We start from the raw sequence: 21092 nt of genomic DNA on the forward strand, positions 1-21092 counted from the left end.
CAACAATGACATCCCAGAACAAAGCCAAATGGCTCCGATTCCTGATCCTCATCCTGGGCGGCGGCACCGTCTACAAGCTGGCGAACCTGAAGGACGCTTTCTACGTTCCCATGCAGGAATTCATGGGCCTGAGCCACACTGAAATCGGCCTGCTGCTCAGTGCCAACGCGGTCATCGCCACAGCCCTGTTCGTGGTTGGCGGCCTGCTCGCCGACCGCTTCGAGACGCGCAAGCTGATCCCCCTCGGGCTAATCGGCACCGGTTGCCTGGGCGTGTACCTGGCAACCTTCCCCCCGTTCAGCAGTTTGTTGATCGTGTTCAGCCTGCTGGCCGTGTGCGCCGATTGCCTGTTCTGGCCCTCGCTGCTCAAGGCTATCCGCAACCTGGGTAACGACCAGGAGCAAGGGCGCCTGTTCGGCCTGCTCGAAGGCGGGCGTGGCGTGGTGGATACACTGGTCGCCTTTGCCGCACTGGGGGTGTTCGTTGCCATGGGCTCGGGCGAAAACGGCCTGAAGTCGGCGATCCTGTTCTACTCGGTGATCGACTTGCTGGCCGGCACCCTGACCTGGTTCCTGCTCAAAGGCGGCAACGCGCCGTCGGTGGCCAAACCGAAAAACGGCCTGGCGAACCTGATGGAAGCGATCAAGGTACCGGGGATCTGGCTGGTCAGCCTGAACGTGTTCATGGTCTACATCGTCTACTGCGGCCTGACCTACTTCATCCCCTACCTCAAGGAAATGTACGGCTTGCCCGTGGCGTTGGTGGGTGCCTACGGCATCATCAACCAGTACTTCCTGAAGATCCTGGGCGGGCCTGCCGGCGGTTTCATTGCCGACAAACAGTTCAAAAGCACCAGCCGCTACCTGAAATGGGCATTTCTGGCGCTGTTGCCAGTGATGGCAGTGATCCTGCTGATCCCCAAAAGCCCGGGCTTCATCTATGCCGGCATGGCCGCCACCCTGTCCTTTGCGCTGATCGTGTTCTCCATGCGCGGCGTGTTCTGGGCGCCCATGGGTGAAGTCGGCATACCCCAGCACATCACCGGGTCCGCCTTCGGCATCGGTTGCCTGATCGGCTACGCACCCGGCATGTTTGCCTACGTCATCTACGGCGCGATCCTCGACCACTTCCCTGGCCAGCAGGGTTATACCGTCGTCTTCACCTTGATGAGCCTGCTGGCCCTTGCAGGGTTCATGGTGTCCAGCCTGCTCTATCGGGCAGTGCGCAAGCAATCCGTGGCCTCTGATGGGATGCGTGCGGCGCAGGCCTGACCCGCGCAGCGCATGGGCCAGTGGCAAGCCTGAGGGGTTCGGTTTCCATGTCGGTCTGGCATCTGACGCCAGCGCGCGGTACAACTGAACCTTTTGGGAGCCCACCATGCTTGGTGTTTTTGAACGACGGCTAGACCCCTTCCCACCCGACGAGGCGCCGCCGCCACCGGTCGGCCTGCTGCGCTTCCTCTGGGCGTGTACGCGTGGTGCCCGTGGCTATGTGCTTGCGCTGGCCTTGCTCAGCGCGGCGGTGTCGATCTACGAAGCCTGGTTGTTTTCCTTCCTTGGCCAGGTCGTCGACCTGCTCTCGACCTGGCAGGCCGGCGGCGCTGCAGCCGGGCAGGAACGCAGCGTGCTGTGGGGTATCGGCATCGTGCTTATGACCAGTATCGGGCTGGTGGCACTGCGCACGATGGTGCAGCACCAGGTGTTGGCGATCAATTTGCCGCTGCGCCTGCGCTGGGACTTCCATCGCCTGATGCTGCGGCAAAGCCTGTCGTTCTTTTCCGACGAGTTCTCTGGCCGGGTCACCACCAAGGTGATGCAGACGGCGCTGGCAGTGCGCGAAGTGCTGTTCACCCTCATCGAGATCGCCCCCGGTATCGGTGTGTACTTCATCGCCATCATCGCCCTGGCGGGCGGCTTCGCCTTGAAGCTGATGCTGCCGTTCATTGCCTGGGTCGCGCTATTCGGGCTGGCGATGGTGTACTTTGTGCCACGCCTGGGCAAAGTCGGCCAGGAGCAGGCCCATGCGCGCTCATCGATGACCGGGCGAATTTCCGACGCCTACACCAATATCACCACCGTGAAGCTGTTTTCGCACTCCAAGCGCGAAGCGCACTTCGCGCGTGCGGCGATGGAGGATTTCAAGCAAACCGGCTTTCGCCAGATGCGCCTGGTGAGCCAGTTCGAGATCGTCAATCAGGCCCTGGTGGTCGGTTTGATCCTTGGCGCAGGCGGCTATGCCCTATGGCTCTGGCACCAGGGTGAGGTAGGCACCGGCGCCGTGGCGGCGATTACCGCCATGGCCTTGCGTGTCAATGGCATGTCGCACTGGATCATGTGGCAGATGACCGCCCTGTTCGAGAACATCGGCACCGTGCAGGACGGCATGGCCACCTTGACCCGCGGCCCCAAGGTGCAGGATGCGCCGAACGCGAGCGTGCTGGAAACCCGCGGCGGCGCAGTGGCCTTCGACAAGGTCAGCTTCAACTACAACGGTGAACGGCAGGTGCTCAACGGCCTGAGCCTGAACATCCGCGCGGGCGAAAAAGTCGGCCTGGTGGGGCGCTCCGGCGCCGGCAAGTCGACGCTGATCAACCTGCTGCTGCGGTTCTATGACGTGGACAGCGGCGAGATTCGCATCGACGGGCAGAACATCGCCCAGGTCACCCAGGACAGCCTGCGCAGCGCCATCGGCATGGTCACGCAAGACACTTCCCTGCTGCACCGCTCGATCCGCGACAACATCGCCTACGGCCGCCCCGACGCAACCGACGCGCAAATCCGCACGGCTGCGGCCAATGCCCAGGCCGACGGCTTCATCGAACAATTGAGCGACCGGCAAGGCCATAGCGGCTACGACACGCTGGTGGGTGAACGCGGTATCAAGCTCTCCGGTGGCCAACGCCAGCGCATTGCCATTGCTCGGGTGATGCTCAAGAACGCGCCGATCCTGTTGCTCGACGAAGCCACCAGCGCGCTGGATTCGGAAGTCGAAGTCGCCATCCAGGAAAGCCTCAACGAGATGATGCAAGGCAAGACCGTCATCGCCATCGCCCATCGGCTGTCCACGATCGCGGCCATGGACCGGCTTATCGTCATGGATGAGGGGCGCATCATCGAGCAAGGCACCCACGCCGAACTGCTGGCCCGCAACGGCACCTACGCCAGGCTCTGGCAGCACCAGAGTGGCGGGTTCCTGGGTGAGGACCAGGGGGTGGCGGAGGCCATGGAGTAAGCCTGAGCGGTGGCAGCCGGTTGCGAAGGCTGCCCCTCACCCGGAAGGTGGCGCTGTTTGCAGGCGCTCGGCATCGGTTATACTTGTTAATCATTTTTGTCCCTACCACCCCTGACACACGAGACCGCATGAAGACTTCCCCTGCACTCCAATCGGGCGCCGACGGCAGCGAGGCCAGCGCGCCGGCAGACCTCAATGACCTGGTTGGCTACGCCTTGCGTCGCGTGCAGATGAAGGTGTTCCAGCACCTTGTCGATTGCCTGACACCGTACGAACTGCGGCCTGCACAGTTCTCCGCGTTGGCGATCATCGCGCAGAACCCCGGCCCCACGCAGGCCGAGCTGGCCAAGGCGCTGAACATCGAGCCGCCCCAGGTCGTGCCCCTGCTCAACAAACTGGAAGAAGCCGGGCTGGCCCTGCGGGTGCGCAGCAAGGCAGATAAGCGCTCGTATGGCCTGTACCTGAGCAAGGCGGGTGAGAAGCTGCTGAAAACGCTGTACGGCGTCGCCGAAGAAAGCGACCGCGCCGCCACTGCCAACCTGAATGATGACGAGCGCCAGCAGTTGCTCGCCCTGCTGCGCAAGGCTTATTAGGCTGCCGGAAGGGTTGCCCAGCCCTTTGAACTGCGCTGTCGCGCAGAGAACCTGTGGGAGCGGGCTGGTCCCGCGAACACCGGCTAAGCCGGTGCCAGGCACCGCGTGGCCCCATTCGCGGGACCAGCCCGCTCCCACAGGTTCCAGAGCGGGCTTGAAGGGTGGTGTCAGCCCACGAACGGCAATGGCAGCTGCGCCGCGTGCAGCCGCTGCAGCCGATAGGCAAAACGCAACCACAGATGGTCAAAGAAATACGCCGCCGTCTGGCGTTTGCGCCGGTAGAACGGTTGATCCGCGTGCACCAGTGCCAGGCGCGCCGACCGGGCCCAGGCATGGCCCAGCAACAACATTGCCAATGCCTGGAGAAAATCACCCGCAGCGCGGTAGGCGTACTCCTGGTCATCGTGCTCGACAAGCCCACCCACCCACGCCTGCAAGCCGTCGCTGGCAACGCGCAGCTGCTGCGCCCAGCGCATGCCTTCAGCGTCGCTGGCCAGGCCTGCTTCTTCCAGCACGTGGGCCAACAGTGCTTGCAGGGCCTCGCCACCATCGCCCAAGACCTTGCGCAGCAACAGGTCGTTGGCCTGGATCTCGTTGGTGCCCTCGTAGATCATCGCCACGCGGCTGTCGCGCACGGTTTGCTCGATGCCCGACTCGGTAACATAACCGTAACCGCCGAACACCTGCAGCGCGTCACTGGCCAGTTGAAACCCTTGCTCGGTGAAAAAGGCTTTGACCACCGGGGTGAGCAAGGCGATGCGCGCCTCCAGCGCTTGCCGGGCCATGCCTTGCGCCTGCTCGGCAAGGTCAATCAGGTGGGCGCTCCAATAACCGATGGCCCGCATGCCTTCGGTCATCGCCCGAGACTGCCAGAGCACCTGGCGCACGGCCGGGTGAAAAGCCACAGGGTCCGCCGCAGCGGCCAATGCACCTTCGGGGCGTAGCACCGCGCGCATCTGCAGGCGCGCCTGCGCATACGCCAAGGCGCGCTGGCCAGCGCTTTCGGCATGGGCCAAGCCCTGCAGGCCCACGTAGGTACGGGCACTGTTCATCATCACGAACAACGCTGCCAAGCCACCCTGCGGCTCGCCGACAAGCCAGCCTTCGGCCTGGTCGAAGCTCAGGCTGCAGGTGGCGCTGGCGTGAATACCCATCTTGTGTTCGATGCCGGTGCAATGAACGCCATTGAGCCGGCCTTGCTCAGTCAGCTTGGGTACCAGAAACAGCGAAATCCCACGGCTGCCTGCGGGCGCATCGGGCAACCGCGCCAGCACCAGGTGCAGGATATTGTCGGTCAGGTCGTGCTCGCCGCCGGAAATGAATACTTTGTTGCCGGTCAGCCGATAAGCCCCGGCTTCATCTACCCGCGCCTGTGTGCGCAGCAGCCCCACATCGCTACCGGCCTGGGGTTCGGTCAGGCACATGGTGGGCAGGCACTCACCGCTGACGATTTTGCCAAGCCAGGCCTGGCGAAGCTCGGCAGAGCCAAACTGACGCAGGCATTCGTAGGCGCCATGGGCAATGCCGCTGTACATGGCCCAGCCATGGTTGCAGGCGTAGATCACTTCGTGCAGCGCAGCGCCGAGCAGCAGCGGCAGGCCCTGCCCGCCGTGCGCCTGCGCGCAGGCCAAGCCTGGCCAGCCGCCGTCCACATAACGCTGGTAAGCCTGGCGAAACCCGGTTGGCGTGCTCACATGGCCGTCCTGGAACCGGCAGCCTTCGCGATCACCGGGCCTGTTCAGCGGCACGAGTTGCTGTTCTGCAAAGCGCGCGCCCTCCTCCAGCAACTGTTGCGCCAGGGCACTGTCGACGCCAGCGAAGCGCTCGCATTCGGCCCACGCCGCCGGTGCCTGCAGCCAATGATCGATCACAAAACGGATGTCTTGCAGCGGAGCGCGATAGCTGTGCACGTGAAACTCCTTGTCAAACCATGGCCAGCGGGTTTTCCAGCAGCAAGGCCATGCCCTGGCCGCCGCCGACGCAGGCCGAGACCACACCAAAACGCTGGCCACTGGCGCGCAGTTGCCGGGCCACACTGATGACCAGGCGCAGGCCGGTAGCGGCCAGCGGATGGCCCAAGGCGATAGCGCCGCCGCAGGCATTCAACCGCTCGGGGGCAATGCCCAGCGCTTGCTGCACCGCTACGATCTGTGCCCCCTGGGCTTCATTGATTTCAAAGCAGGCAATGTCGTCCAGCGCCAGCCCAGCCCGCGCCAGCAGCAAGCGGATGGCCGGTACCGGGCCCAGCCCCATCACCTCGGGCGCCACGCCCACCACACTGCTGGCCCGCAACCAGGCCAAAGGCGTATGCCCGACCAGCGCGTCGGCCGAACACATCAACACCGCCGCCGCCCCATCCGCCACCGCACAGCTGTTGCCCGCAGTCTGCACCCCCTGCGGGTAAAGCGCGGGCAGTTGCTGCAGACGTTCGAACGCGGTCGCACGTGGGTGGCTGTCTTCAGTGACAGCTTCAACGCCACGCGGCAGGCGAATACCGCGCGCCAGCAAGCCGGGCGCTTCGAACACTTCGCTGCAGACGCTGACGCATTCGTCGCTGAACCACCCGCGCGCCCGCGCCTCCATGGCCCGCGCAAAGCTCATGGCAGCCCAGGCGTCTACGGCCTCGCGGGGGATGCGGTATTGCCGGGCGATATTCTCGGCGGTCTGGATCATGCTGATGCCCACCGCAGGGTCGAACAATGCCTCCCACAGAAAGTCCTTGAAGCCGACCTCGCCGCCCAGCTTGAACCCGCCACGGTGGGTGTAGGCGACAATCGGGTTACGCGACATCGACTCGGCGGCCACGCACAGCACGGTGCCCGCCTCCCCCGCCTGAATCTGCTCACCAGCCTGGCGCAGCAGCTCGAAACCGGTGGCGCAGATCCGTTGCACCATCAGCGCCGGCACTGCCTGGTCGACACCGCAATAAAGCCCGATATGCCTGGGCAGCATGTAGGCATCGAAGTCTGCCTGGGCCATGGAGCCGGCCAGTACGCTGTCGACTTCGCCGGCATCGAGCCTGGCACGCTGCAACACCGCGCGGCCGGCCTTGATGCCCAGGTCGGTCGGCGAGACCAGGCCGAATGCGCCATTGATATCGACCCACGGCGTACGGATGCCCTCTAGCAACGCGGTCGCCGCAAACGTGCGGAACTGCCCCCGGGCCGTCATGGTGCGTCTACACGCAACGGCCCAGGCCCTGCATACAGGCTGTCGATCAGGCCGTGCCGCAATTGCAGGACCACGCGCTGGTTGAGCGAGCCCTTGTCGGTGATCTCACCACGGTCGATGGACGGTGCTTCGGCGGCCAGGCCGGCGAAGCGGATGTAGCTGGCGTTGCCTGTCGCGCCCCGGTTGAGCGTGGCCAGCAGGCTGGCCAGCCAGTCACGCACGGCGGGCGATGCCAGCACCTGGGCGTCACTGGCCTGGGCGCCAAGCCCGGACAACTGCCGACATTCCGGCAAGCGCGGGAAGATCAGCAAACCCAGGCATTCGCGGTCCGGGCCCAACACCACCACATCCAGCACATAGGGCGCACCCTGCAAGATCACCTGGGTGCGCATCGGCCCAACGCTGACGAACACCCCGGAGGACAACTTGAAGTCCTCGGCAATGCGCCCGTCGAACATCAAACCCAACTGCGGATTGCCGGGGTCGCACAGGCGCACCGCATCACCGCTGCGGTAGAACCCCTCTTCGTCGAACGCCTCCTGGGTCTGCTGCGATGAGCGCCAGTACCCCGGCATCACGTGGGGCCCGCGAAACCTCGCCTCGAGCTTGCCGTCCACCGGCACCAGCTTGACCTCGCACCCCGGGGCCGGCAGGCCGATGTAGCCGGCCACCGACAGCGGCCCGGTGGTGAAGGTGCACGACGGCGAAGTCTCGGTCATGCCCAGCCCCGCCATCATGCGGATGCGTTCGCCGCAGTGGGCCACGGCCACGGCGTCAAGGCGGTCCCAGATGGCCTGGGACAACCCGGCACCGGCGAAAAAGAACAGCTTCATGCGCTGGAAGAACCGCTCGCACAGGGCGCGGTCCTGCTCCAGTGCCTTGACCAGTTCCTCCCAGCCTTTGGGCACGGTCAGGTACGCCGTGGGGGAAATGTCCTTGAGGTTGTGCAGCGTCTGGGCAAAGCCCTGCGGCGTCGGCTTGCCATCGTCGATGTACAGCGTGCCGCCGTTGTACAGCACGATACCGACGTTGTGGCTGCCGCCAAAGGTGTGGTTCCACGGCAGCCAGTCGACCAGCACTGGCGGCACTTCGGCGAACTCCGGGAAGGTCTGCAACAGCATCTGCTGGTTGGCACACAGCATGCCCTGGGTGGTGACCACCGCCTTGGGCAGCTTGGTGGAGCCGGAGGTGAACAGGAACTTGGCCAGGCTGTCCGGGCGCAAGGCGGCAAAAGCCTGGTCGGCACAGGGTTGGGCGACGGTGGCCAGTACCTCGGCGAATGGCGTGCTCGCCCAACCCGCCAGCTCGCCCTGGCCCAGCACCAGGTTAATCGAGGGTTCGAACACCGCATCGATGGCCCTGCCGTAGGCGGCATCAGCCGCGAAGACCAGGCCCGGTTGCAGTGTCTGGACGATATGGCGCAGCTTGCCAAAATCCTGGGACAACAGTGAATACGCTGGCGATACCGGGCAATAGGGAATACCGGCATACAGCGCGGCCGTGGCCAGTTGCACGTGCTCAAGGTCGTTGCCCGAGAGGATCAGTAGCGGGCGTTCGGCGCTCAGGCCTTGGCCCAGCAGCCACGTGGCGATCCGTCGAACACGCTGCAACATGGCGGCGTAAGTGATGTGCTGCCACTGCCCGTCGGCAGCGCGGCGCGCGACAAACGTCTGCTCGCTGCGCTGCTGCGCCCAATGCAGCAAGCGCTCCATCAGCCGTGCAGGGTAGGCATCGAGCGTTTCCACGGGGTCCAGGTACAGCACGTCGCCCTGTTGGCGCACCTGTACCTGGGGCTGCCCGATCTTGACGGCGCGCAACGGCGCACGCTGGGCAACGGAGAGGGTTTCGCAGTCCATGAAGGCTACCTCTGCGTGAGTGCGCCAAGGGCCGAGGGGCGCCAGGCGCATTCGCTATTGTTGTTGTGAGGTTGTGGGTCAAATCGGGTAGTGCCGCGCGCCATGTTGCACGGTAACCCAGCGCAACTGGGTGAAGGCATCGATAGACGCCGTGCTGCCGAAGCTGCCGTAACCGCTGGCCTTGACCCCGCCAAACGGCATCTGCGCTTCGTCATGCACCGTCGGGCCGTTGATATGGCAGATGCCCGACTCCAGGCGCTGGGCAAGGGCCAGGGCACGTTGGGTATCACGGCTGAAGATCGCCGCGCTCAGGCCGAACTCGGAGTCGTTGGCCAGGGCCAGCAGCGCTTCGTCGCCGCTGGCGCGCAGCACCACTGCCACCGGCCCGAACGACTCTTCGCGGTACAGCTTCATGCCCGCATTGACGTGGTCAAGCAGTACCGGCTGCATGACGCTGCCCGTACGTTCGCCACCTGCCACCAGGGTCGCACCCTTGCCAACGGCATCATCGACCAGCGCCTGTATGCGCTCACCAGCCCCGGCATCGATCAATGAGCCCAGCGGCGCGTCAGGTTGCGAGGGGTCAGCCGCACGCAAGCGGCGCACCTTCTCACCCAGCTTGGCCACGAACTCATCGGCCACCGCCTGGTCGACGATCAGCCGCTCGGTAGACATGCAGATCTGGCCCTGGTTGAAGTAGGCACCAAAGGCCGCCGCATCGACCGCAGCCTCGAGGTCGGCATCGGCCAGGACCAGGAACGGTGCCTTGCCACCCAGTTCGAGCACTGCAGGCTTGAGGTGACGCGCCGCCAGTTGCCCAACGATGCGCCCGACATGGGTAGACCCGGTGAAATTCACCCGCCGCACCGCCGGATGGGCGATTAGACGCTCAACCACTGCCGGTGCATCGTGCGGGGCATTGCAGATGACGTTGACCACACCGTCGCCCAAACCGGCCGCCTGCAATACCTGACCGATCAGGCCATGCACCGCCGGGCTGGCTTCGGAGGCCTTGAGCAGCACGGTATTACCGCACGCCAGGGGCATGGCAATAGCGCGTGTGGCCAGAATCACCGGGGCATTCCAGGGGGCGATACCCAGCACCACCCCACAGGGTTGGCGCAGGGCCATGGCAAAGCTGCCAGGCACGTCGGAGGGGATGACACTGCCCTGTATCTGCGTGGTCATCGACGCCGCTTCACGCAGAATATTGGCCGCCAGCATCACATTGAAACCGTACCAGTTGGCCTTGGCCCCGGTTTCCCCGGCCATGGCCAGAAATTCGTCGCGCCGGGCATCCAGCGCATCGGCTGCCTTGAGCAAGCGCGCACGGCGCTCGCCCGGCCCCAGCGCGGCCCAGGCGGGAAACGCCGCCTGCGCCGCTTCGACCGCCGCGTCGGCGTCGGCCAGGGTGGCGGCGGCCACCACCGACACCACCTCGCCGCTGACAGGATGGCGACGCTCGAACGTGCCGCCGTCGCTGGCCGCACGGGCCTTACCGCCAATTAACAAGGGCACCTCGAACATCGGGCATTCCTCTTTTCTGATTGTTCGGGAATGAAAACCGCGGCCGCTCAGCGCTTGTAGGCTTGCAGGCCTGGCTTGATGCTTTTGTCGTCGAGGAACTGCTTCAGGCCTTGCGCGCGGCCGTGCTCCGGGTCACGCAGCTGGGCCTGGTCCAGCTTGGCGTACAGGTAGTCCTCGTTCTGCTCCCAGGTCAACTCGCGGCAGCGCTTGAAGCCGTTTTTGGCGGCGCGCAGCACAACCGGGTTCTTGTCGAGAAGGTCCTGGGCGAGCAGCACCACTTCATCGCGCAACTGCGCCAACGGCACGCTCTTGTTGACCAGCCCCATCTGCGCGGCTTTCTGCCCGTCGAAGGTCTTGCCGGTCATGATGTAGTACAGCGATTCACGGTGGCCCACGGTGTCGGCCATGGCCTTGCTGACCAGGTTGCCCGGTGGAATACCCCAGTTGATTTCAGACAGGCCGAAGGTGGCCTCGTCGGCGCAGATGGCCAGGTCGCAAGCGACCAGCGGGCTGAAACCACCGCCGAAGCACCAGCCGTTGACCATGGCGATGGTGGGTTTGCTGTAGAAGCGCAGCAGCTTCCACTGCCATTCCGAGGCATCGCGACGGATACGCTCCTGAAGGATCTCGGGGCCTGCGTCCACCTCGCGGAAGTACTCCTTGAGGTCCATGCCGGCGGTCCAGGCGCTGCCCTCACCGGTCAACACCAGCACGCGTGCGTCGGCATCCTGCTCGACGGTTTCCAGTACATCGCGCATTTCACGGTTGAGCGTTGGGCTCATGGCGTTGCGCTTTTCAGGACGGTTGAAGCTGACCCAGGCGATGCCTTGCTCGACGGTGACTTTCACGGTCTGCCAGCGGTTGTCGTATTGGCCCATCACACACCTCTTGTACTGATTGTTCTTTGTGGTTGGCCGAACATTAGCCCGGCCAGATAGTTAAGTCAATTAACCATTAATGAAATTATCTATTTTACTTCGAATGCGTCGTAGACCACGGCATTGCCCAGGCGCATGGCGCTGCCCACGCCCACCGTGCGGTTCAGCCAGGCGTATTGCGGGGCCGAGGTTTCAAAGCGCAGCGTGATGCGGAACTGGTACAGGCTGGGGTCGACGTCCTCGCCGGCGGCGACTTTCTTCATTACCTCGGGCGGGCCGAAGCGGTAGCCCTCGGTGCGCAGGTAGATCAACGCACCGTCATCGGTCTGCAGCAGGTAACGGGTGTCGATAATGGCCACCCCCTCTGGGGTGACCACTTGCCAGTCCGCGCCGTTGTTGAGGATGGTGCCCTTGAGCCGAGCGCCCTCGAAATGCCCACCCGTGATGGGGATGATGCGCCGCTTGCCCTGCCCGCTGGTGCTGCCCAGCTCCCAGATGGGTGCCACCAGGTCGACACTGAAGCGCGCCAGTGGCTCAAGCTTGAGCGGCGGCGGTTCATAGCTGGCCGCCTGGGCCAGTGCGGCGCAACCGCTCAACAGCATGACGGCAAGTGCTTTACCCAGGCTCATGGCGCAACACCTCCCGAGGCTGCAGCTTCGGCCTGCGCTGCACCGCGCCCCAGCAGTGCCATCGCCGCTACGGCAGCCACCACCAGCCCCGGTGAGGCCGCCAGCAACAAACCGCCTACGCCTGCGCCGGCAGCGAGGATCTGCCCGGCCGCCAACGGCCCGGCCATCGACCCCAACCGGCCCACGGCCACCGACGCGCCCACCCCCGTGGCGCGCACGTGTGTCGGGTACAGCGTGGGGGCCAGCGCATACAGCACCAACTGGCCGCCGATGGCGCAATAGCCTGCGGTAAAACCCGCCAGCAAGAGCAAGCCGAAGCTGGTGGACAGGCCCAGGCCTGCCAACGAGGCGAGCATGCCGGCATAGGCGATGCACACCGCACGCCCCGCATGGCCACGGTCCATCATGCGCCCGGTGAGGAATGACCCCGCCGCGCCGCCCAGGTTGAACAGGATCTGCACCGCGCCGGCCTGCGGCCGCGTATAGCCCTGGCCAATCAACAGCGAAGGCAGCCAGTTGAGCAGCATGTACAGCACGGTCAAGGTAAAGAAGCACGCCAGCCACAGCAGCAGCGTGCGGCTCGCCCGGCCTGGGCCGAACAGTTGCGCTGCCAGCCCGTTCTGCGTGCCCGTGGTCGCGGCCTGGGCACGAAACGCCTGGGATTCAGGCAGCCAGGCCATCAGCACGAAGGCAATCGCGATCGGTGCGAAACCGCCGACATAGAACACCAGGCGCCAGCCCTCACCCAAGCCTGCCATGCCAATCACCGACGCGATGGCGCCGCCTAGGGGGACACCGCAGTAAGTCAGGCTGACGGCCGTGCTGCGCAAGCGTTCGTGGGCCGCTTCACTGGCCATGGCGATGAGGATCGGCAATGCCGCCCCCAGCCCCAGCCCGGTCATCAGCCGGGCAACCAGCAGCGAGGCATAGTCCCAGGCATGTGCGGTGCCCAGGGAGAACAGCCCGAACAGCAACACGGCCATGATCAGGATGCGTTTGCGGCCCAGGCGGTCAGCCAGCCAGCCGCCAACGAAGGCGCCAGGCAACAGGCCGAGCAAGCCGGCACTGAACACCCACCCCAGCATCGCCGGAGTCAAGGCGAATTCCTTGGCCATGTGCGGCGCCGCAATACCGGTGGCTTGCAGGTCGAGCCCTTCGAGCAGGGCGACGAGAAAGCACAAACCGATAGTCAGTACCGGTCGGTGCGAATGTGCGATTGAACCACTCATGTGCAGCCCTCTTGTTGTTATGCGTAAGGTAATCAGAGCCTGAAGGTGGCGCGCATGGACACGAACGAGGCGTCGTCGCCCCCGGCATCGCGAATGGCAGCGCCTATGTCGTAGTACTTCAGGTCCAGGTCGAGCGTCAGGTTAGGCGTTGGCAACCATCGGGTGTTGACCCGGTAGATGGTGCCCACGTGCCGGCCAGTGCCGCGGGTGTTGGCAAGTACGCTCATGCCAGGCATGTATACCCCGTCGCTGGTGTTCTGTTTCCACACTTCGAACACGCCGGGCTCGAAGCGCAGGTTGCGCCAAGGTGAAAAACCGAAGGTCGGGCCAATGACGATGACGTTGCTCAAGGTGGTCAGGCTGGCCTCGCCGTAGACGCCATTGCGCGGGTACAACGGGTCGAAGGTACCGACCTTGCCATCGCCCACCTCGCTGTCACCACTGGCGGCGTCCAGGCGCATGGCCAGGCGCGGGTTCCACGGATGGCTGAAGGTGTACCCGGTGTCGCTGGACACCGCCCAGGCCCGAATGTCGGCGTTGCCCAGGTGCCCGCGCTGGGCCGCCAGGTCCCAGCTCCAGTCGATGGCCTGGTAACGGCCGAACACGCGGGTGCCGAAGGTGTAGCGTTTCTCGTCACCGGTTTCCCCCGCCAGGGTGCGGTCGTCGGTTTCCAGGCCGAAGGCGAACAGGTCGATGTTCCACGCCTGGGTCAGCGGCTGCGTGCCATACAGGCCATAGAACTTGACTGCATTGTTGCTGCCGTCATCCCAGCTGTCCTCGCCGGTTTCTACGGGCCGCACGGCAAAGGCATCGAGCTTGCGCCCGTCCTTGAGGTTGAGGCTGGCGCGCAGCCCATCGAAAGTCTGGCGGATGTTGGGCGAATCGCGGTAGGTCACGAACACCTGGTTGCCATAGGCCATTTCCTGGCGGCCGACGCGTGTGGTGTAGCGCCCACCGGTAAAGTCATGGTTCAGGTCGATAAAGGCCTGGCGCACTTCATTGCGGCTTTCGTCATTGGGCGAGTACAGGTCTTTGCCGAAGGCGCGGGTGTTCTCGACCTGCACGAAGGCGCGCAGCGCATCGTCGAACAGGTGCAGGTCGGCGTGCGCCTGCAGGCGCTGCATCAGGTAGGAATCGTCCTTGATGCCGCGCAAGCCGAAGAACGGTTTGTCCATTGCATCGGCGCGGTAGCGCGCCTCTGCGCCCAATTGCAGCCAAGCGCTGTCGGACAAGCGATGGTAGCGCAGGCCATCGAACGGATCGGTGGCTTTGCCCGGTGCATCCAGAAAGCGGTAGTCCTCGACCCAGCGCGGCGCGCCGGGACGCCCCGGCCGACTGTCCTCCAAGGGGCTGGCAGCCTGTGAAAGCGGAGCGATTGATAACAGCGCCAGGGACAGACATGCCCCCGTCAACGGCTTGGTCATCAGAATATCCTTTCTTGTTGTTGTGAAAATGGATAACTCTGTTAACGATTATTTTGATTAACGATGGTGCCGTCAATAGGCGCCAGCGCATATTACCGCTGCGGCTGCGCGATCAGTGTTCGCTGATCGAACACTTTTGAAACCCCCGATTCAGGGCCGTTGCCTGGCAAAGCCCGTAAAGAAGCGTTTCAGCCACGGGCGCCTGCGATTTGCTTTCCTTGACAAGATCATTAAATAAAAAAATCATGTGGTGCATTCCACCCACAATAATAAAGAGAACCCCATGACACCCTCTAAGCCCTTGCTTGCTTTCGGCCTGCTTCTGCTCGGCGCGAGCCAAGCGTTCGCCGCGCCAACCGTTAAACAACCCAACATTCTGCTGGTGGTCGCGGATGACCTGGGGTTTTCCGACCTGTCTGCGTTGGGCAGTGAAATCGCTACCCCCCACCTGGACAAGCTGCTGGCGGACGGGCGCCTGATGCTGGACTTTCACGCCGCACCCAGCTGCTCCCCCACCCGCGCCATGCTGATGTCCGGCAACGACCCGCACCTCTCCGGGGTTGGCATGATGGCCGAGTCGCGCGGGCGGCTGCCGGCGGGCAGCGAAGTGCAACCGGGGTATGAAGGTGTGCTGGGGGCCAACGTGGCCACGCTCGCCGAGTTGTTGCGCGATGCCGGCTACCGCACCTACATCGCCGGCAAATGGCACCTGGGCATGACCCCGGCGCAGCAGCCGCAGAACCGCGGTTTCGACCAGGCTTATGTACTGCTCGAAGGGGGGGCGGCGCACTTCAAGCAAACCAACATGGGCCTGCTGCCTAACTACAGCTGGACCTTCCGCCACAACGGCGAGCCGGTGGAGCTGCCTAACGATTTCTACTCGACCCGCTGGTTCACCGACCGCCTGATCGACGCCATCGACCAGGGCAAGGCCAGCCACAAGCCGTTCTTCGCCTTTGCCGCCTACACCGCACCGCACTGGCCGCTGCAGGCACCCGACGCGTACCTGGCGCAATACCGCGGCCGCTATGACCAAGGCTATGAGCAGATTGCCCGCGAACGGCTTGAGCGCCAGCGCAAGGCGGGGTTGGTGCCCGCCGACTTCCCGATTGAGCCGCAACTGGAAGGCGTGCCGGCCTGGGCGTCGCTGAGCCCTGAGCAACAGCAGCAGTCAGCCCGCACCATGGAGGTTTACGCAGCCATGGTAGCGGCGCTGGACGCCGAGGTCGGACGCTTGGTGGAGCATCTGCGGGCCACGGGCGAACTCGACAACACCCTGGTGTTGTTCATGTCCGACAATGGCCCGGAAAATGCCAACCGTGTAGACCCGGCGTGGATCAAAAGCAACTTCGACAACCGCCTGGAAAACTACGGCCGGCCCGATTCTTTCCTGATGATCGGCTCGGCCTGGGCCCAGGTCAGCGCCCTGCCCAGCCGCCGCTACAAGATGACCACCTACCAGGGCGGAATTCGCGTACCGGCCTTCGTCCACTACCCGGCGACGATAAAACCCGGGCGCAGCGAAGCGCTCGCCAGCGTCCGCGACATCATGCCGACCTTGCTGCAACTGGCCGGTGCGTCCTTGCCAGGCATCAAGTACCGCGACCGCGATATCGTGCCCCCCCAAGGCACATCAGCTTTGGCTTACCTCGAAGGCAAGGACACCCAGATCCACCCCCGCGACGAGGCCCTGGGCTGGGAAATCAACGGGAATGCCTCCTTGCGCAAGGGCGACCTCAAGCTGTTGTTCGATACCACCGACGCAGCGCCGGCCTGGCGTTTGTTCGATTTGAGCAAGGACCCAGGCGAACGCCATGACCTGGCCCCGCAACAGCCCATGCAAGTGGCCGAACTGCTGCGCGACTGGAAAAGCTACGCCCAGCGCAACAACATCGTGACCACGGCCGAGGGGCGGCCTGTTTCCCCCGCGTTGGTCCGCAAGCCATGACCCCCCGGAGGCTCGGGGGTGTGGTACTCGCCCTCGGCGTGCTTGCCGCCGCGTATGCCGCCTGGCCGGTGCCCCCTGCACCGGCGCTGCTATGCAGCAGTTACAGCGGCGTGCCAGAGCCCCACCAGGGGCCTTGGCGAGACGGTATGGTCCGCGTTGCCGGGGGCACGTTCAGCTTCGGCTCAGACCGCTTCTACAGCGAAGAACGCCCGCCGCACCGGGCCAAGGTCTCGGCCTTCTGGGTCGACGTGCACCCGGTCACCAATGCCCAGTTCGCCCGCTTCGTACAGGCCACCGGCTACGTGACCCAGGCCGAACAGGGCATCGACGCACAGGCCGCCCCCGACCTGCCAGACCCGCTGCGGGTGCCAGGCGCAATGGTGTTCAAGCAAGGCGCGCAGGTGTTGCGGCCCGGCTGGCAATTCGTTGCCGGGGCGAACTGGCGCCACCCCCTGGGGCCCGGCAGCCACTGGCACGATCGGGCCAACCACCCGGTGGTGCAGGTGACCCTGCGCGATGCCCAGGCCTACGCCCGCTGGGCCGGGCGCACACTGCCCAGCGAGGCGCAGCTGGAATACGCGATGCGCGGTGGCCTGCAGGATGCGGACTTCAGTTGGGGCACGGCTGAGCGGCCCAACGGCAACCCCATGGCCAATACCTGGCAGGGCCAGTTCCCGTATCACAATCAAGCGCTCGACGGTTTCACCGGCACCTCCCCGGTGGGCTGCTTCGTGGCCAATGGCTTTGGCCTGTTCGACGCGGGCGGCAACGTCTGGGAGCTGACGCGCAGCGGCTATCGCCCCGGGCATGATGAGGCACGCGACGCCGCCCTCGACCCCACGGGCCCGGCGCTGGGCGACAGCTACGACCCCGTACAACCCGGTACGCCGGTGGTGGTGATCAAGGGGGGTTCACACCTGTGCTCGGCGGATGCCTGCATGCGCTACCGGCCTTCGGCACGGCAGCCGCAGACGGTGTACCTGGCAACGTCTCATGTGGGGTTTCGGACGGTGCGGGCAGCTGCGGCCGACTGAGGCTGCCCAGGTCGCTTGCCGCCTGTGCCAGCCGCTGGGTCGCACGGCGGATCTCGTCCACATCGAGCGAGGCGAAGCCCAGGCGCAAGGCATTTTCGCGGTGGCCGAACGGTGAAAACTGGCCGCCGCCGCGCAGCACCAGGTCCAGCTGCAACGCTTTGGCCGCCAACTGGTCGACATCGATCGCATCGTCGAACGTCACCCACAGTGCCAACCCGCCTTCCGGTGCCTGCACCGCTATCTGCTCGCCAAAGGCATCGCGCAGGCAACTCAACAAGGTCTCCCGACGCCGACGGTACTCGCTGGACACCCGCCGCAGGTGCTTTTTCAGCTCGCCGTCATTGATCAGGTCCGCCAGCATCCGTTGCATGACCGCATCCCCCTGCCCCAAGGTCAGCACCGCGGTACGCTCAAGCACCTCGATCACATTCGGCGGCGCCACGATAAAGCTGCAACGAAAGGTGCTGCCCAACGACTTGGACAGCGAACCGATGTAGATCACATGGCGCTGCGAAGGGTCGCTGGCCAGCGGCAAGTAGGGGCGTCCGGCAAAGTGATACTCGTGGTCGTAATCTTCTTCGATCACGCAAAAATCATGCAGCCTGGCCAGCTCCAGCAATTGCTGCCTGCGTGCGGCATGCAGGCTGACCGTGGTCGGGAACTGGTGATGCGGGGTGAGGTACATCATGCGAACGTCGTGTGCCCGGCACAACGCGTCGACCTGATCGACCCGGCAACCCTCCTCGTCCAGGTCGACGGTAACCAGCCGCGCCCCCAACTGGCGGAATATCTCCCACGCCGGCGGGTAGCTCAGGCGCTCGACCAGCACCACATCACCCGGCTTGAGCAATGCGCTGGCCGTCAGGTACAGCGACATCTGCACGCCTTGGGTCAGGCAGATGTGTTCTGCTCCCACGTTCAGGCTGCGGTTATGGCGCAGCATGTCGGCCAATGCGCTGCGCAGGTATTGGCTGCTGCCCTCGCAGCCATGGCGCACGGTGTTGGTGGTGAAACTGGTGCGCAAGGCCTTGCGGTAATAGCGATGCAACACAGCCTGGGGCAGCAGGCGATGGTCACAGGCGCCGTTATCGAAAAACAGCGCGCCCGGCCGATGGTGCAGCGTCGTCACCTGCTCGCTGTGGGTGAAATACGCCACCGCTGGCGCGTCGTTCAGCGCCAGGGCGAAGGTCGGCGGCGCGCCGCGCGCAGGCAGCGTGCCCGCGGCGAGCCGGGTACTGACGAAGGTGCCCCGGCGCTGCACGCTCTCCAGCCAGCCTTTGGTGACCGCCTCTTCGTAGGCGAGGATCACCGTCTTGCGATTGACGTCAAGCAGTTGCGCCATCTCCCGCGTGCCGGGCAACAGTGTGCCGGGGCGCAGGCGGCCCTCGACGATGGCGGTCACCAGGCCTTCGACGATCTTGCGGTACGAGGCCTGCGGCTGAGCCCCATCGAGCTTGAGCAGCGGCCGCCATTTGCGAAGCTGGACCATGTGAATTATCCAGAACTGGAGGTTCTTGTGGTCCTAGTCTAAACGCAACAATCAGGCCTCTCCAGCCCACCCTTGCGCCCTGAGGTCTGTATGCACGATCGCCATGTCATTGAACTCTCGCCCTCGGGCAAGCGCTTCGAAGCCGCCGAAGGCTTGCTGCTCGATGCAATGCTCGCCAGCGGCCTGTCCGTGCCCTTCTCGTGCCGCCGCGGCGCCTGTGGGTCGTGCAAGGTCAAGGTGGTGGCGGGCCAGTATCGGGCCAAACAACGCAGCGACGACACGCCCGCGCCCTGCTACCCCCTCGCCGCCAACGAGATGCTGCTGTGCCAGAGCCATGCCTGCAGCGACATGCGCCTGGAAATACCCGGCTGGTCAGTGGACACGCCGACCCTGCAGATCAGCGCCCATGTGCTGAGCAAACGCGCCCTGAGCGTGGACATCACCGAACTGGTGCTGCAACCCACGCAGCCCCTCGAGGTACGCGCCGGCCAGTACCTGAGGTTTTGCCTGGCCAACGGCGACAGCCGCTGTTTCTCCATCGCCAACCTGCCAGCGCAGGACCAAGGGCGGTTGGTGTTTCATATTCGTACCCTCAGCGGCGGGCTGTTCACCGCAGGCACCCTGCCGTCCCTGCAGGTGGGCGACGCGCTGCAGCTCGAAGGGCCCGTGGGCGCCTGCACCTGGCAACACGAAGGTGAACGCCCCGTGGTGTTGTTCGCCACCGGCACCGGCTATGCCGGCATCAAGCCGTTGTTGCTGACGGCCCTGTCTGGCACTGCCCAGGTCACGTTGTATTGGGGCGGTTCAGCGCAGGCCGACTTCTATGACAGCGCGTTTCTCGACCAGGCCAGCCAGGCCCATCCACGGTTTCGCTGGCACCGGGTGCTGTCGGCACAAGCCCGCGTGCAACAGGTTGCGCTGACGCACGCTCACCCGTGGGCCGACACCCAGGTCTATGCCTGCGGCAACCCTGCGATGATCAGCCAGGCCCGCGCGCTGTGCCTTGCAGCGGGCGTGCAGGCACACCGTTTTGTCGCCGAAGCGTTTGTACCCAGCGGCGCATCGGTACCGGCGGCCGCGATGCTCGACACGCTGGACCCGGTACTGGAAAAAGTCGGCCCGCGCTACTCGCTGGACGGCATGCTCGCCGCCCGCGAGCAGTCGGTGCGGGCCCTGGCGGCCATCGCCAGCCAGCTGAAAGTCGGCATGACCACCGCCGAGGCGTTGCACATGGCAGGCCAGACGTTGCAGGCAATGGGCGCGTCGCACACCTGGCACCCGACCTATATCCGCTTTGGCGACGACACCATCCGCACACCGCGCCAGGGCATCGACCTGCAGCGCCGGCTGCGTGCCACCGACATCGCCGTGGTCGACCTCGGCCCGGTGTGGGATGGTTATGAAGGCGACTATGGCGACACCTTCGTGTTCGGCGAGCACCCGCTGTATCAGGCCTGCGTCACCGCCCTGCACGAGGTGTTCGAAGAGACGCGCCAAGCCTGGTGCGACGGGCTGACCGGCCGTGAACTGTACGACGTCGCCGAGCGCAGCGCCCTGGCCAAAGGCTGGCAGCTGGAGCGCAACCTGGCCGGGCACCGCATCGCCGACTTCCCCCATGCGCTGTTCGGCCAGGACAAACTGGCCGACCTGGACATCGTACCGAGCGAGATGGTCTGGGTACTGGAGATTCAGCTGTGCCACCCCACGGAGCCGGTCGGGGCGTTTTTCGAAGACATTCTGGTTGGGCAAGCCAGGCCGGCCAAATCTGTGGTGCTTCAGAAACACCAATGAAACGCCTGGAGATTCTATTCGGGGCCACCAGGTGCCTGGCTTGGCATTTTCAGCGCCTATCAGATCGAGCGCCGCCCGCGCGGCGCATCGCGACGCAAGGCCGCTCCTACATTTGTTTCGGGCCAGTCATGTCTGTGCCAGCGCGCGCGAGCCCTTGTTTGTACGGCGCGAAATCGAGGCGGGCGCCAAGGGGCCGCGCGCCAATACTTCAGACGTAACTGGCCCGAAACAAATGTAGGAGCGGCCTTGCGTCGCGATGCGCCGCGCGGGCGGCGCTCGATATCTGCCCCAC

14 protein-coding genes and 1 pseudogene are annotated in these 21092 nt (G+C 64.9%); 6 read left to right on the top strand and 9 right to left on the bottom strand.

The genetic code is table 11. The features are described from left to right. Positions 1-5 precede the first annotated feature (5 nt). From CKW22_RS18025 to CKW22_RS18035, 3 genes are all read left to right on the top strand, one after another. Positions 6-1271, top strand: a complete 1266-nt coding sequence (locus CKW22_RS18025) for an MFS transporter (protein ID WP_033698568.1) — start codon at positions 6-8, stop codon at positions 1269-1271. 106 nt (positions 1272-1377) lie between these two features. Then, positions 1378-3231, top strand: coding sequence for an ABC transporter ATP-binding protein (locus CKW22_RS18030; RefSeq protein WP_095064556.1), 1854 nt, complete (start codon positions 1378-1380; stop codon positions 3229-3231). Between the two features lie 128 nt (positions 3232-3359). Beyond that, positions 3360-3824 carry a MarR family winged helix-turn-helix transcriptional regulator gene (locus CKW22_RS18035; RefSeq protein WP_033698571.1) on the top strand — a complete coding sequence of 155 codons (465 nt, stop codon included), beginning with the start codon at positions 3360-3362 and terminating at the stop codon, positions 3822-3824. 167 nt (positions 3825-3991) lie between these two features. On the opposite strand, the gene CKW22_RS18040 is transcribed toward CKW22_RS18035, so the two are convergent. The 8 genes from CKW22_RS18040 to CKW22_RS18075 all read right to left on the bottom strand — a co-directional run bounded on the left by CKW22_RS18040 (position 3992) and on the right by CKW22_RS18075 (position 14538). Then, on the bottom strand, positions 3992-5734 hold the full coding sequence (locus tag CKW22_RS18040; RefSeq protein WP_047583395.1) for an acyl-CoA dehydrogenase: 1743 nt from the start codon (positions 5732-5734) through the stop codon (positions 3992-3994). Between the two features lie 13 nt (positions 5735-5747). Further along, the gene (locus tag CKW22_RS18045; protein WP_095064557.1) at positions 5748-6995 is read right to left on the bottom strand and encodes a thiolase family protein; all 1248 of its coding nucleotides are present in this window, start codon (positions 6993-6995) and stop codon (positions 5748-5750) included. Then, positions 6992-8851 (bottom strand): feruloyl-CoA synthase, encoded by a 1860-nt coding sequence (locus CKW22_RS18050; RefSeq protein WP_095064558.1) that lies wholly within the window; start codon positions 8849-8851, stop codon positions 6992-6994. The genes CKW22_RS18045 and CKW22_RS18050 overlap by 4 nt, the downstream gene beginning before the upstream one ends. A 78-nt stretch (positions 8852-8929) precedes the next feature. Then, complete coding sequence (locus tag CKW22_RS18055) at positions 8930-10378, bottom strand: aldehyde dehydrogenase (protein WP_095064559.1); 1449 nt, start codon at positions 10376-10378, stop codon at positions 8930-8932. A 47-nt stretch (positions 10379-10425) separates the two neighbouring features. Beyond that, positions 10426-11256: a p-hydroxycinnamoyl CoA hydratase/lyase gene (locus CKW22_RS18060; protein ID WP_033698578.1), complete on the bottom strand. Its 831-nt coding sequence runs from the start codon at positions 11254-11256 to the stop codon at positions 10426-10428. A gap of 89 nt (positions 11257-11345) precedes the next feature. Further along, complete coding sequence (locus CKW22_RS18065) at positions 11346-11885, bottom strand: DUF3237 domain-containing protein (protein ID WP_033698580.1); 540 nt, start codon at positions 11883-11885, stop codon at positions 11346-11348. Beyond that, positions 11882-13114, bottom strand: coding sequence for a 3-(3-hydroxy-phenyl)propionate transporter MhpT (gene mhpT, locus CKW22_RS18070; protein ID WP_033698581.1), 1233 nt, complete (start codon positions 13112-13114; stop codon positions 11882-11884). Before mhpT ends, CKW22_RS18065 begins: the two co-directional genes overlap by 4 nt. A 32-nt stretch (positions 13115-13146) precedes the next feature. Continuing rightward, entirely contained in the window at positions 13147-14538 is a 1392-nt protein-coding gene (locus CKW22_RS18075) for an alginate export family protein (protein ID WP_033698582.1), read from the bottom strand. A 283-nt stretch (positions 14539-14821) separates the two neighbouring features. Here CKW22_RS18075 and CKW22_RS18080 point away from each other — a divergent pair, with 283 nt between their 5' ends. After that, entirely contained in the window at positions 14822-16486 is a 1665-nt protein-coding gene (locus CKW22_RS18080; protein ID WP_033698584.1) for an arylsulfatase, read from the top strand. A gap of 20 nt (positions 16487-16506) precedes the next feature. Further along, positions 16507-17520 carry a formylglycine-generating enzyme family protein gene (locus CKW22_RS27900; protein ID WP_033698585.1) on the top strand — a complete coding sequence of 338 codons (1014 nt, stop codon included), beginning with the start codon at positions 16507-16509 and terminating at the stop codon, positions 17518-17520. Positions 17521-17524: 4 nt separating this feature from the next. Here CKW22_RS27900 and CKW22_RS18090 read toward each other — a convergent pair. Then, a pseudogene (locus CKW22_RS18090) lies at positions 17525-19009 on the bottom strand (PLP-dependent aminotransferase family protein); the annotation flags it as partial. Positions 19010-19099: 90 nt separating this feature from the next. On the opposite strand from CKW22_RS18090, the gene CKW22_RS18095 reads away from it, so the two are divergent. Beyond that, a complete protein-coding gene (locus CKW22_RS18095) occupies positions 19100-20800 on the top strand; it encodes a M24 family metallopeptidase (protein ID WP_047583399.1) in 1701 nt (566 codons plus the stop codon). Positions 20801-21092 lie beyond the last annotated feature (292 nt).

Origin of the sequence: Pseudomonas sp. Irchel s3f19 (assembly GCF_900187555.1) — a bacterium.
In the GTDB taxonomy this organism is placed as follows: Bacteria; Pseudomonadota; Gammaproteobacteria; order Pseudomonadales; family Pseudomonadaceae; genus Aquipseudomonas; species Aquipseudomonas capeferrum.